Annotated in this window: 14 protein-coding genes; 7 read left to right on the plus strand and 7 right to left on the minus strand. The window is 66.0% G+C overall.

What is annotated here, in order from left to right; translation table 11 throughout:
• Positions 1–185 precede the first annotated feature (185 nt).
• Positions 186–881 carry a hypothetical protein gene (locus LQD00_RS17120; protein WP_232718332.1) on the plus strand — a complete coding sequence of 232 codons (696 nt, stop codon included), beginning with the start codon at positions 186–188 and terminating at the stop codon, positions 879–881.
• A gap of 285 nt (positions 882–1,166) precedes the next feature.
• Here LQD00_RS17120 and LQD00_RS17125 read toward each other — a convergent pair whose 3' ends face one another.
• The 5 genes from LQD00_RS17125 to LQD00_RS17145 form a co-directional block, all read right to left on the minus strand.
• Positions 1,167–1,631 (minus strand): hypothetical protein, encoded by a 465-nt coding sequence (locus tag LQD00_RS17125; protein WP_232718333.1) that lies wholly within the window; start codon positions 1,629–1,631, stop codon positions 1,167–1,169.
• 288 nt (positions 1,632–1,919) lie between these two features.
• A complete protein-coding gene (locus LQD00_RS17130; RefSeq protein ID WP_232718375.1) occupies positions 1,920–3,209 on the minus strand; it encodes a sensor histidine kinase in 1,290 nt (429 codons plus the stop codon).
• Between the two features lie 10 nt (positions 3,210–3,219).
• Positions 3,220–3,858, minus strand: coding sequence for a response regulator (locus LQD00_RS17135; protein WP_232718334.1), 639 nt, complete (start codon positions 3,856–3,858; stop codon positions 3,220–3,222).
• 57 nt (positions 3,859–3,915) lie between these two features.
• Positions 3,916–4,236 carry a DUF4286 family protein gene (locus LQD00_RS17140; protein ID WP_232718335.1) on the minus strand — a complete coding sequence of 107 codons (321 nt, stop codon included), beginning with the start codon at positions 4,234–4,236 and terminating at the stop codon, positions 3,916–3,918.
• 31 nt (positions 4,237–4,267) lie between these two features.
• Positions 4,268–5,218: a hydroxymethylglutaryl-CoA lyase gene (locus LQD00_RS17145; protein WP_232718376.1), complete on the minus strand. Its 951-nt coding sequence runs from the start codon at positions 5,216–5,218 to the stop codon at positions 4,268–4,270.
• A gap of 183 nt (positions 5,219–5,401) precedes the next feature.
• Here LQD00_RS17145 and LQD00_RS17150 point away from each other — a divergent pair, with 183 nt between their 5' ends.
• From LQD00_RS17150 to LQD00_RS17165, 4 genes are all read left to right on the plus strand, one after another.
• Entirely contained in the window at positions 5,402–6,097 is a 696-nt protein-coding gene (locus LQD00_RS17150) for a GntR family transcriptional regulator (RefSeq protein ID WP_006868002.1), read from the plus strand.
• Positions 6,098–6,321: 224 nt separating this feature from the next.
• Positions 6,322–7,554 (plus strand): CaiB/BaiF CoA transferase family protein, encoded by a 1,233-nt coding sequence (locus LQD00_RS17155; RefSeq protein ID WP_232718336.1) that lies wholly within the window; start codon positions 6,322–6,324, stop codon positions 7,552–7,554.
• 130 nt (positions 7,555–7,684) lie between these two features.
• Complete coding sequence (locus LQD00_RS17160) at positions 7,685–8,467, plus strand: 2OG-Fe(II)-dependent halogenase WelO5 family protein (RefSeq protein ID WP_232718337.1); 783 nt, start codon at positions 7,685–7,687, stop codon at positions 8,465–8,467.
• Positions 8,468–8,538: 71 nt separating this feature from the next.
• Entirely contained in the window at positions 8,539–8,976 is a 438-nt protein-coding gene (locus LQD00_RS17165; protein ID WP_005200781.1) for a cupin domain-containing protein, read from the plus strand.
• 214 nt (positions 8,977–9,190) lie between these two features.
• Here LQD00_RS17165 and LQD00_RS17170 read toward each other — a convergent pair whose 3' ends face one another.
• Complete coding sequence (locus LQD00_RS17170; RefSeq protein WP_232718338.1) at positions 9,191–10,027, minus strand: mycofactocin-coupled SDR family oxidoreductase; 837 nt, start codon at positions 10,025–10,027, stop codon at positions 9,191–9,193.
• A 52-nt stretch (positions 10,028–10,079) separates the two neighbouring features.
• Positions 10,080–10,496 carry a GlcG/HbpS family heme-binding protein gene (locus LQD00_RS17175; protein ID WP_232718339.1) on the minus strand — a complete coding sequence of 139 codons (417 nt, stop codon included), beginning with the start codon at positions 10,494–10,496 and terminating at the stop codon, positions 10,080–10,082.
• A gap of 354 nt (positions 10,497–10,850) precedes the next feature.
• Between LQD00_RS17175 and LQD00_RS17180 the strand changes: the two genes are divergently transcribed.
• A complete protein-coding gene (locus tag LQD00_RS17180; RefSeq protein ID WP_006868008.1) occupies positions 10,851–11,594 on the plus strand; it encodes a maleate cis-trans isomerase family protein in 744 nt (247 codons plus the stop codon).
• Between the two features lie 50 nt (positions 11,595–11,644).
• Complete coding sequence (locus LQD00_RS17185; RefSeq protein WP_269785140.1) at positions 11,645–12,772, plus strand: substrate-binding domain-containing protein; 1,128 nt, start codon at positions 11,645–11,647, stop codon at positions 12,770–12,772.
• Positions 12,773–12,809 lie beyond the last annotated feature (37 nt).

The following is a 12,809-nucleotide window of genomic DNA, read 5'->3' on the forward strand; positions in this document are numbered from 1 at the left end:
CCCACATAAGAACAAAGTGAGGGTCGGGCGCTCTGTCCGGGTTGTCGCGTATCGATGTTGTTCGATCGCCGATTCACCAATTTCAATTGTGTGATGTGTTCCTCAAAGGGGGTGGTAGCCCCTGTTTTCTTTTGTTACATTCGCCGATGTCCATAAATCGAAATAAATGGAGGTCGGGAAAACGCATGAAACGTAATCTCATTCGTGCAACCACTGTCGGTGCGGCTCTCGGAGTCGCGGGACTCATCGCACCTGCCGGGGCAATTGCCGCACCGGTGGACGAGAACAATTGCGCAAAGGTCTCGACGCCGGGCAACCCCGCCGGTTGGGGAAATACCTTCTCGGATGAGCAGGGCCAGGCCGGCAAGTATTCCGACGTCAACGTCAACGTCAACGACGAGGACGGTTCACTGCGGTTTGAGACCACCGCGACTACGCCTCGTCAGGCGTCCTACCACTCCGCCGGTCAGTTGCCCCTCGCTGACGTGGCGAAACAGCCGCTGACATTCCACAAGTCCGAGGGCCAGGCGAACTGGCAGATCCGCGTGACCGGTGCGGAGACCGGGTCCGAGGACGGTTTCGCGACGTTGGTGTGGACCGCCCCGGAGGGCAAGGTGCAGGCTGACCCGGCCGGCTCGAACCAGTGGTATGCGACCAGGGACCTCCCCGGTATCCCCAAGTTCTCGAACGCGACCCTGGACAAGATCATCGAAGCCGCTGGTGAAAAGGCCGTCGTCAACCACTACGGCATCTCGAGCCAGCCCGCGGGCAACACCGGGACCGTGAATGTCGACAACGTCTCGTTCAACGGCTGCACCACGAACTTCAAGGCCACGGATGACGCCGGTGGCTTCGGTTCGCTGGAGAATCTCTTCCCGTGATGCGTTGAGCCGAGCTCATCCCCAGCGGTTCTTCGCTTGCTGAGCGTTTTCTCCCGCCGGCCGAGCATTCTCCCACTCGCTGGTTGAGCGTTATCCCGTTCGCTGGTTGAGCGTCATTCCGCTCTCGGGTTGAGCGCTATCCCGCTCGCTGGTTGAGCGTCATTCCGCTCGCGGGTTGAGCGCTATCCCGCTCGCTGGTTGAGCTCGTCGAAACCACCGCAGGCCCCGCGACCATTTCGGTCGCGGGGCCTGTGGTGTTTCCAGTGATCAGCAGGCGTCCTCCACTCACCACTGGTCGAATCCGACATTGGCTTGTGGGAAGCCGGTGTCGATGTGGTTGTTCATCCAGTACTGCTGCGACCGGGGGCCCCAGATACCGCTCATGTCGGTGTTCACGTTGAACTTGTGGTTGGTGAGCTGGTAGTTGGCGGTGGGGCCGAAGAGGCCGATGCGGTACATCGCGTTGACGTCGAGGTGATTGTTGAACGGGGCGACGGCTGTGATGGTTTCGGTGGCACCGGGGTTGAGGACCTGCTTCGGTGCGTTGACCCACTGGCCGCCGTCGGCGTTGCTGCCGATCAGGTACTCGGGCTTGTCGGTGTGGTTGGTGATCGTCATCGCGACCGTCGGCTCTCCCGGGCGGGTGATCGGCATGGTGCCGGCGTGGGCTGCGCCGGTGGCACCGAGTGCGATGCCGGCGGCTGCGGCGAGTCCGAGGGTTCCGGCTGCGATGCGGGACGCGATCTTCATGGGGTTCTCCGAGTCTCTGGTGGGGTTTGCTGTGTGTGGTTGTTCCGGGCTGTCCCGGTGACACCAATGACTTTCCTCCGAGAACACCCCGCCCGGATTCCGCCGACCGGGTGATCCACCGGTGGATTGCTGCATCCACCGATCGGTGGACACTGGCGGGGACCTGCGTCGAAAACCGCCCCTGGGATCCGCCCCCGAAAGGCACCCTCTACAGCCCGGCCGACGACACCACGTCAGCGGAGCCGCTGCACAGGGCGGATTCTGGGGGCGCTTTTCAGCGGGGCGGGGTCAGACCTCGCGCGCGGGCACCTCGACCACGACGGCGGTCCCGCCGCTGGGGCGGTTCCGCAGGGAGAACGCACCGCCGATCCCCTCGACGCGTACTCGCCGCGAGGCCAGGCCGATGTGGCCGGCGGCCTGGCGGCGCCGCATCAGTTCCTCGACCTCGATCTCGTCGGGGAGTCCGACACCGTCGTCGACGACGACCAGCCGCGCGACCCCGTCGTCGAACTCGACCGTGACCTCCGCGGTGTCGGCGTCGGCGTGCTTGACCACGTTGGTGAGGAGTTCGCGTGCCGCGGCGAACAGCAGCGAGTCGGCGGTGGTGCGGAGCTCGGTCGGCCAGGCGGCGGTGTCCACCGAGATCGACGGTGCACCGGCTCGGCTGCCGTACGACGACGCGAGGTCGGTCAGCGCGACGGCGAGTCCGGCCTGCTCGAGGACCGCGGGGTGTAATTCGCTCAGCGTCGAGCGGAGCAACCGAGCCGAGTCGCGCAGGGCGCCGTCGACCCGGTCCAGGGTCACGGCATCGGCCGAACCCCGCAGTGTCGCGAGCTCTTGCCGTGCGGCGAGCACATATTGGAGTGCGCCGTCGTGGAGGTTGTCGGCGAGGTCGCGCCGTTCGCGCTCCTCGATCTCCATCGTCGCGTCGAGGAGCCGGGCGCGTTCGGCGGCAAGCGATCCGATGGTCGTCACCCGGGATCGTTGGAGTCGGGACAACAGGACCGCTCCGACCGCGAGAGCCGCGACCACGAGGATGCGCAGCACGATGATCGACCACGGTTCGCCGTTCGAGTCCCGGGCGAGGATGTTGGCGACCGCATAGACCACCACGGTCGACGCCACGACCATCGCGCACAGGCGCGGCTGCAGCGAGATGGCCGCGATCATCGGGACCAGGGCGAAGCCGGCGATCAGCGCGTCGGTGGTCCAACTGACCTCGTTGGACATACCGGCGACGACGGCCAGGATCGTCAGCAGCAGAAGGTCGATCGGCAACGCGATCCACGAGTAGCGGACCATCCAGAACTGGTGGCTCCGGGCCACGACGGCTCCGGCGACACACCACGCCGCATAGAGAACGGCGGTGACGACGCTGAACACGGCCGCATGGTCGGGAGGATCCAGACAGACCGTCAGGAGCACGAAGAGTGCCAGGAAGAGTCGCAGGAGAACCTGGATCCGGATTCCGCGGATCGCGTGGTCGACGAGGATTCGGTGGATGCGCGGCTCGTCGGCGAACTCGCCGAATCCGAGATAGACCGTCAGACCGGCGATCTCGACGTCGGAGTTGCGCATCACGTGCCGGTTACTCGAGAAGGCCACGACGCATCGCCTCGGCCACTGCGGCGGCACGGTCGGAGACCCCGAGCTTCTCGTAGAGACGCTGGGTGTGGGTCTTCACGGTCGCGGCCCCGATGTACAACTCGGCGGCGACCTGCGGAATCGACTGCCCGCGTGCGAAACCGGCGAGGACCTGCCGCTCGCGTTCACTGAGAGCCGGTGCGTCCCGCTGGGTCTGGGCTCTAATCTCCCCGGCGAGGCCGGCCGCGAGCGCCGGGGGTACCACGGTCTCGCCTTTCGCGACCCTGGTCACCGCGCCGACGATCTCGTCGCGGTCGGCATCCTTCGACAGGTAGCCGGCGGCGCCCTCCTGCAGCGCCCGGAAGACGATGGGTCCCTCGGTGACCGCGGACAGCAGGAGGACACGCGTCGGCAGCTTGTCGCGGGTGACCGCGTGGGCCAGTTCCACGTCGGTCATCCCCGGCATCTGATGGTCGACGACGGCGACGTCGGGGTTCTCGCGCCGGATGAGTTCGAGGCCGGCGGCCCCGTCAGCGGCCTCGCCGACCACCCGTACCCGGCCGCTCTGCGTGAGACCCCGCGACACCCCGTCTCGGAAGAACGGGTGATCGTCGACGACGACCGCGGTCACGAGGGTTTCCATCGCCCCAGAATACGGTGCATACAACGCGTTTCACCCGGTTACACGGGTTTCGGGGCCCTACTCGGCGTGCTGCTCCTCGATGAACTCGAACAGACGGAACTCCGACCCCGGGTCGGTGCGCGAGGCGGTGGTCGGCGTCCGGTTGCCTGCGTCGGCGTGGATCCGGGCGACGATCTCGGGGAGATCACCATCGAGCGTGTAGGCCGCCATGTACCGGTGGGTGGCCTCGGGATCGGCCGACTTGTATCGCACCGCGCTCGTGACGCCCTCCGTCGCAAGGATCTCCGGGAGGTGATGCGTGGTGTACCACTCGTTGAACTCGTCCTCGACGGCATCGTCGCGTGGATGAGTGAAGGCGATGTAGAGGCCTCGTGCCATTGTTGCTCCTCTTTCTCGGACCGGGATCGGATCAGGCGGACGGGAGTTCGGCCGGGGGAAACAGGCCCGCGCGGGACAGCTGACCCGGCACCGTCGTCCCGAGCATCTCGCCGAGCCGGCGTGTGCCGTCGAGGAGTACGGACGGGTCGACGCCGGTGTCGCATCCGCTGCGGTCGAGGAGGTACCAGAGGTCCTCGGTGGCGATGTTGCCCGTCGCGGCCGGGGCGAACGGGCAACCGCCGATACCGCCGAGGCTCGCATCGAGGGCCGATGCCCCGAGTTGCAGCGCGGTGAGGGCGTTGGCGTAGCCGGTGTTCCGTGTGTTGTGGAAGTGCCAGCGCAGCGGCATCCCGGGGGCTTCCCGGCGGGCTGCGTCGGCGAGTGCGACGACCTGTGCGGGAACTCCGACACCGATCGTGTCGGCCAGGGCGATCTCATCGGGTTGCGCATCGCTGCATCGCCGGAGGAGGTCGGCCACCCGCTCGACGGGGACCTCGCCCTCGAACGGGCAACCGAAGGCCGCGGCGATGGTCACCGTCGTCTTCAGGCCGGCATCCGACGCCCGCTTGGCGAGACGGTTCCACAGGTCAACGCCCTCGTCGGTGCTGGTTCCCTGGTTGCGTCGGCTGAAGGTGTCCGACGCGACGACCACGATGTTGACCTCGTCGAGACCGGCCGCGATGGCGCGATCGAGTCCGCGCTCGTTCAGAACCAATCCGATCCAGGAGACCTCGCCGCGCGGCAGGGCGGCGGAGACCGCTTCGGCATCGGCCATCTGCGGGACCCGCTTGGGATGGACGAAACTCGTCGCCTCGATTCGACGGAGGCCCGCTGCCACCAGATGATCGATGAGTTCGAGTTTGGTCTCGGTCGGCAGGAGCGTCGCCTCGTTCTGCAGGCCGTCGCGGGGCGATACCTCGACGATGGTGACCGACTCGGGGGTGATCGACGAGGAGGTTACGGAGGACGGGGTGTGGGGCATGACTGTGTCCGGCTGCTCGGACGCCGTGTTGTTTGCCATGCCCGGATGTTCCCCCAGCCGCAGAATGTATGCAAGTGGACGGACGTCATGTGTCCATTACGTAAGAAGTTCCAGTAATTAACGAGTTTTCGGTTGTAGGCCGACTGTCACCGGGCTAACATGTATGCAATCTAGGAGGTAAGAGTGTCTCAGGCATCACAGCGCGCCACGGATCTCCTCCGCGCGAAGATCCTCGAAGGTCGATGGAAACCGGGTGATCGGCTCGCCGAGGTCGAACTGGCCGAGATCCTCGAGGTCAGTCGTACGCCGGTGCGAGAAGCGCTGTCGCGATTGGCCGTCGAAGGTCTGGTCGAGATGTCCCCGAACAAGGGTGCCCGCGTGGCGACCTGGTCGGAGGCCCGGCTGAACGAGATCTTCGATCTCCGTCTGCTTCTCGAACCGGTTGCCACCGGTAAAGCGGTGGGCCGGCTGAACGACGACGAGATCGACGAACTCGAAGAACTCGCCGTTCGTATGCACGAGCACGGCCGCCCCGGTGGAGATCGTGACTTCAGCGAGATCGCCCGGTTGAACCGCAAGTTCCATGCGACGTTGATCGAGAAGGCCGAGAGCCTGCAGCTCGAGGCGACCCTGACGTCGGTCCGGCACATCTCGCTGGCGACCCGCAACTACCAGCACTTCACCGAAGACAGCCTGTCCCGCAGCCTTTCTCACCATTTCGAGATCGTCGCGGCGGTTCGGGCCGGCAACTCCGACTGGGTGGAGGCGGTCATGCGCTGCCACTTGCACAACGCCCGCACCGCGATGCTGGGGGCGATGAGCAACCCGACCATCGGTGCAGACAACACCCGTGACGGAATCGGCGCCATCCTCGCCTGACGCCCCACCGACGTAACAGACCCATCGACAACACGGACCGAACGAACAACATCCGAAACCGACTCCGACAGAACACATACCGCTTGTGAACAACGGGCCCGTCGACGGCCCGGTACCCCCTTCTTCATCCAGAGCGCCCGCGCAAATCCCTGTGCGAGGCGGCGATGACGCCTGCATCCATCCGGCCCGGCCGCATCGGGCTCCCAACGAACAGGAAGTACGAGATGAGCAACGACACGATCCACACCGCCCCCGAGCACGACCAGGTCGGACCGCTGTCCGATCTGCGCGTCGTCGAGATGGGCCAGCTCCTGGCCGGACCGTTCTGCGGCCAGCTGCTCGCCGATTTCGGCGCCGAGGTCATCAAGCTGGAGGATCCGGGCCGCGGTGACCCGATGCGTCAGTGGGGCCGCAAAAGCGCTCAGGGACAGTCACTCTGGTGGCCGGTCGTCGGCCGCAACAAGAAGTCGGTCACCTGCAACCTGCGGACCCCGGAAGGCCAGCAGATCGCCCGCGGCCTGATCGCGACCGCCGACATCCTCATCGAGAACTTCCGTCCGGGCACGCTGGAGCGGTGGGGTCTGAGCTACGAGGAGCTCAGTGCCCTCAACCCGAAGCTGATCATGGTGCGGGTTACCGGTTACGGCCAGACGGGGCCGTATGCGCCGCGGGCCGGTTACGGTTCGATCGGCGAGGCGATGGGTGGATTGCGTTACATCACCGGCGATCCCGACAGCCTTCCGAGCCGGACCGGCATCTCCATCGGCGACTCGCTCGCAGCCGTCTTCGCGACCATCGGTGCACTGACCGCACTCCACGGGGTGCGCCGGACCGGTCGTGGCCAGATCGTCGACTCGGCCATCTACGAGGCAGTCCTGTCCCTGATGGAATCGACCGTGCCGGAGTACCAGCTGACCGGTTACCAGCGGGAGCGCACCGGCTCGATCCTGCCGAATGTCGCACCCAGCAACGTCTATCCCACCGCCGACGACTCGAGCATCTTGATCGCGGCGAACCAGGACACCGTGTTCCGCCGCCTCGCGGAGGCGATGGGCGAGCCGGAACTCGCCGACGACCCGCGGTACGTCAACCATGCTGAACGCGGTGCGAACCAGGTCGAACTCGACGACTACATCGCCGAGTGGACCCGCCGCCAGCAGTCCGACGATCTCCTGGCCCTGCTGGAGGACAAGGGCGTGCCGGCCGGCCGGATCTACCAGGCCAAGGACATGCTCTCAGATCCGCACTTCGCCGCACGTGAGGCCATCGTCACGCTGCAGCACAAGGTCTTCGGCGACTTCCCGGTCCAGAACGTGGCCCCGAAGCTGTCGTCGACGCCGGGCACGATCCGCTGGCTGGGACCGGAGCTCGGTGAGCACACCGCCGAGGTCCTCGGCGACGTCCTCTCTCGGACCCCCTCCGACATCGACGAACTCCGGACGTCGGGCGTCATCTGACAATCCGGGACAAGACGTAACGCAGAAGCAACCACGGACCGGCAGTTGTATGCAATGCTAAGGATCTGCGCCGTTCCCGGACCTGTCTGCGGACGAAAGTATGCAATAGAGCGCTAGAAAGGAACGTCCAATGTCTGCATGGAAGCAGAGCACTGCCGCCGAGCTGAGCCCCGAGTCGCTCGCGGCCCTGATCCGCAACGAGATCCCCGCCATCCGCATCGAGAACTTCGCCGATGCCGAGGAGTGCGCCGCCTTCACCAAGGCGGTGTACGACTCACCCGACCTGAAGTCGTACAGCGTCGCCACCCCGACCCACTACCTCGGCCTGGTCATGTACGAGTACCGCCAGGACGGTGGGCGCAAGCAGGAGTTCTTCGATGCGGTCCCCGAAGCCGTTGCGGCGCAGGAGAAGCTGTACAAGCAGTCGTTCGACGTTCCCCAGCGCTTCCGCGACCTGATCGGCGCGCACCACCCGGGTGACGTCCTCGTCCCCTCCGAGCCCGACTACGGGGACTACTGCCCGGTGGTCGTCCGCATCGCGTCCAACGGCGTCCACCTGCACGCCGACTACGCACCGTACAACTCCCCGGACTGGGCCATCGGGGGCATCGAGGACCAGATCACCTGGAACCTCTACACGCAGTGCCCGTCCGTGGGCGGCGAGACCACCGTCTACAACAAGCCGTGGGTGCCCGCCGAAGGTGAGGACCCCGCACGCGGCCTCCCCGACGGCTCGGTGGAGACCGACGAGTCGATCGAGAGCTTCACCTTCGCACCCAAGGTCGGTGAAGTGGTGCTGTTCAACCCCCGCAACCCCCACAAGATCGCTGCCGGCGCCACGGAAGGCGAGGGACGCGTGTCCATCGGCTCCTTCCTCGGAACCAAGGGCGCCGACCTGTGGATGTGGTCCTGACCATCCGGACCCGACTTCCCCTGAACCACTGAACCACTGAACCACTGAACCACTGACGCAAGGAGATAGACATGGCGATTGACCCAGAAGACCGGATGATCAAGCCCAGCGGGCGCCTGTTCACCAAGAACTCGGACATCCCGGCCGATCCGGTGAGCCTGATCGAGGACACCGTCGAGGACGGCGAGCTGACCGTCCGTGCGCTGATGGTCGGCGAGGAGATGATCTTCGTCGAGGCGTTCAAGGGCAAGGGAATGATCGATCCCACCCACCAGCACGACGATCACGAGTCGATCGGCTACCTGCTGCGCGGCAAGATGCGCGTCGTCATCGGCGATGAGGAGTTCATCGCCGAGGCCGGCGACGTCTGGCTGCACCCGCGCGGCGTGCCGCACATGAGCGAGGCCCTCGAGGACTCGATCCAGCTCGAGATCAAGTCCCCGCCGCGCAAGACCTGGTACACCGACGCCGAGCTCGCCGAGCGCGCGAAGCGTCAGCCCGCGAACTGACCACTGCCGCCCCCCTTCCGGCGGCAGCAGCACCCGACGACGACGCCCCGGCCACCCGCCGGGGCGTCGTCGTGTCTGCGGGGCGAGAAGTCAGATCCACCAGGCGCGCAACGTATCCGGTGGGCGCTCCGGTTGCGAGACAACACGTCCGGTCCGTATACGACAGAGCCCCTCGAGCGGATCGCTCGAGGGGCTCTGTGCGTGAAAGGAGATGTCAGGCAGCGCCGTTGGTGGCACCCGACCCGGCCAGGGGGCCGATGGTCTCACCGGTGATGAACTTCGACTCGGGGGAGACGAGGAAGGCGATGGTGCGCGAGACGTCGATGGGCTCGATCCACGGGACACCCATCGGGTTGATGACGTAGGCCTCTTCGATCTGCTCCTGGGTCGGGTTCTCGATGCCCGGCAGGAAGAGTGCCTCGCACGCGTCGTTGCGGATCATGTCGGTGTTGACGTTGGTCGGGGTGACGGCGTTGACGGTGACGCCGCTCTGGGCGACCTCGAGGGCTGCCGACTTGACCAGACCGATGACGCCCCACTTGGCGGCGCAGTAGTGGGCCAGGTTGTTGAAGCCGATGTGGCCGCCGCCCGACGAGGTGGCGACGACGCGTCCGTAGCCGGCCTTGACCATGTGGGGCAGAACGGCGCGGAACGAGTTGAAGACGCCGGTCAGGTTGATGTCGACGGTCTCGGCCCACACCTCGCCGCTCATCTCGGCGATCGGGACGGCGGTCATGATGCCGGCGTTGGCCAGGAGGATGTCGATCTTGCCGAAACGCTCGACGACCTCGTCGGCGAAGGCGATGAGACCGTCCAGGTCACGGACGTCGACGACGCGTGCGTACGCCTTGCGGCCCTCTGCCTCGATGAGGCGGACGGTCTCGTCCAGGTCGGCCTGCGTGGCCATCCCGTAGGGGGTCGTCACGTTGTCCTTGACGGAGTCGACGATGACGATGTCGGCGCCCAGGCTGGCGAGGTGGACGGCGTGCGAGCGGCCCTGGCCGCGTGCGCCACCGGTGATGAAGGCGATCTGCCCGTCGAAAGTACCCATGTCAGAGTTCCTCTTTCCGTTGATGTTTGACACTGAAGTTCTGGGGGCCGCGTCAGCGACCGAGGGCGGTGGCGCCTGCGTCGGCCACCGTGACGTCCTGCTCCGTCGATCCGCCGCTGACGCCGAGAGCACCGACCAGCACACCGTCGATGTGCAGCGGGACGCCGCCGCCGAAGGGGGTGAATCCCGGGACGCTGGTGATCGATCCGGCGAACGAGGCGTTGGCGGAGCCCGCCTCTTCCCACATGGAGGTCGGTTGGCCCATACCGACTGCGGTGTAGGCCTTTCCGCCGGCCATGCTCAGCCCCATCAGTGGGCTGTCGTCCATCCGCTGCGAGGCGATCTGCTGTCCGGCGTGATCGACGACGACGAGCGCCATCGGCACCGAGATCTCGGCTGCCTTCGCACGCGCCGCCGCGATCACGGTCTCGGCGTCGTCCAGCGTGAGGACGGTTCGTTGACTGGCCATGGCTACTCCTCTGTCTGCTTGCCCCACCGGTTGTTTCCCGGCTCGGGGGCGCAGCCGGATGTTCCTCGTTGGGCTGCTCGCTCAGTATGACCGCCCACAGCCGTGTTCGCAATGGACATGTATACAACCGTCCAAGTTCTCTTAACGCTGCTAAACAGCGTTTTAGGGCTCTCCGACGCCGAATCTGGGCCCAACTCGTTGGTAAATACCCTGTTAATCGACGCGATCTGGGCTACTCTTTGCCCGTGGTCCTGCCATATGGTTTGACGCGAAGCAGTGATCTGCCACGACCCCCATGTACACAAATGACCCCGAGAACCCCGGATTGTGTGCAGTTTCCCCCGAAGGAGATCCATGGTTGACGTTCTTGGCTACCGCAACGTCTTTGGCGTGCTCGCCCCCTCTACGAACACGGTCGTCGAGCCGGACTACTACCGGATGACGGTGCCCGGCGTGACGCCTCACGTCGGCCGCATCCACATCCGCGACCAAACCCTGACCAGCAACGAGGACTTCGAGGGTCTGCTCGAGCAGATTCGCGCCGAGATCAATGCCGCATGCGAGCGCGTGCTGACCTGCGACCCCGACTACCTCGTGATGGGAATGTCCGCCGAGACCTTCTGGGGCGGTGTCGAAGGCAACCGGCAGTTCACCGAACAGCTCGAGAGCTTCTCCGGCCTGAAGGTCGCCACCGGTGCCGACGCCGTGCGCCGCGGGCTCGACCTCTTCGGTGCCAAGCGCCTCGGCGTGGTCACCCCGTACCAGCCGATCGCCGACGAGAACGTGCGTCTCTTCCTCTCCGAGGCCGGTTACGACGTGGTCAACCTCAAGGGACTGCGCTGCCCCTCCGCGGTGGACATCGCCCGGGTCAGCGAAGACGAACTGCGGCAGGCGATCCTGGAGGTCAACGGCCCCGACGTCGACGCCATCGTCCAGGTCGGCACCAACCTGTCCATGGTCGGCCTCGCCGACGAGGCCGAGCGCTGGCTGGGCAAGCCGGTCATCGCCATCAACGCGGCCACCTGGTGGCACGCACTGCGTTCCAACGGCGTCACCGACCAGATTCACGGGTTCGGCACCCTGCTGCGCGAGCACTGATCCCGGCAGCCCCGAACCGCACTCTGCACAACATTTTTCGAGGAGAACCGATGAAGAAGACAGCATCCTGGATGCTCACGACGGTCGCCGCCGGCGCCCTGCTCGCGGGCTGTACCAGCGCAACCGCCGACAACGGCTCGAGCGCCTCCGGTGAGAAGGTCAGCAACGCCTGCACCCAGGCCGCCGGCGCCATCGTCGACAAGGCCCGCGAGGCCACCCCGCTGATCGTGCCCGAGGCTCCGCTCGATCTCGCCGCCGCCAAGGGCAAGAACATCTGGATGATCATGGTTGTCACCAACCAGTTCACCTCCGCTGCCGCCGAGGGCTTCAACGAGGCCGCGGCCGCCGCCGGCGTCAAGGCCACCGTGTACGACGGCCAGGGCCAGACGAACAAGTTCAACGAGGGCATGGCGCAGGCCATCGCACAGAAGGCCGACGCGATCGTCCTGCTGGGCATCGAGCCGGCCATGCTGTCCGGTTCGCTCAACGACGCTGCGCGCGCGGGCATCCCGGTCATCAACGCCCTATCGGGTGACGCATCGGCTCCGCTGGCCAACGGAGTCTTCGCGAACGTGAGCGCCGACTACACCGCCGACGGCGCCTCCCTCGCCGCATGGACGCTGGTCGACTCCAATTGCTCGGCGTCGACGTTCTTCGCGCAGCCGACCGCCATCGAGATCTACCAGAACATGGCCAACGGAGCCGAGAAGGTCTACCGCGAGAACTGCCCGGACGACTGCTCGCTGGACATCCAGGAGATCGACCTGGCCAACGCCGCGACCGACCTGCCGCAGAAGGTCGAGACGGCGATGAAGCGCAACCCGGACACCACCTACGTGATGACCAACTGGGACTCGGGCGTCACCTTCGTCGAGCCGACCGTCGCCATGACCAACCCCGACGCCAAGATTCTCGGCCGCGACGGCATCGCCACCAGCCTCGACTCGATCCGTTCGGGCAAAGGCCAGGACGTCACCATGGCAGCCCCGCCGGAGGCGTGGCTCGGCTGGGTGATGGTCGACAACGCGGTGCGCTCGGTCACCGGCGCCCAGCCCTCGGGCATCGTCATCCCCACCCGTCTGGTGGACGAGACCAACATCGGCGGGTCGAACGCCGAGGTCAACCCCAACTACAAGGATTTCCAGAAGTCTTTCAAAGAGGCCTGGTCCAAGAACTGATCGGCGCGCGGGCTGAGCATGCCCGCGGCACACACAC

This window comes from Gordonia metallireducens, from assembly GCF_021245825.1.
Classification (GTDB): domain Bacteria; phylum Actinomycetota; class Actinomycetes; order Mycobacteriales; family Mycobacteriaceae; genus Gordonia; species Gordonia namibiensis.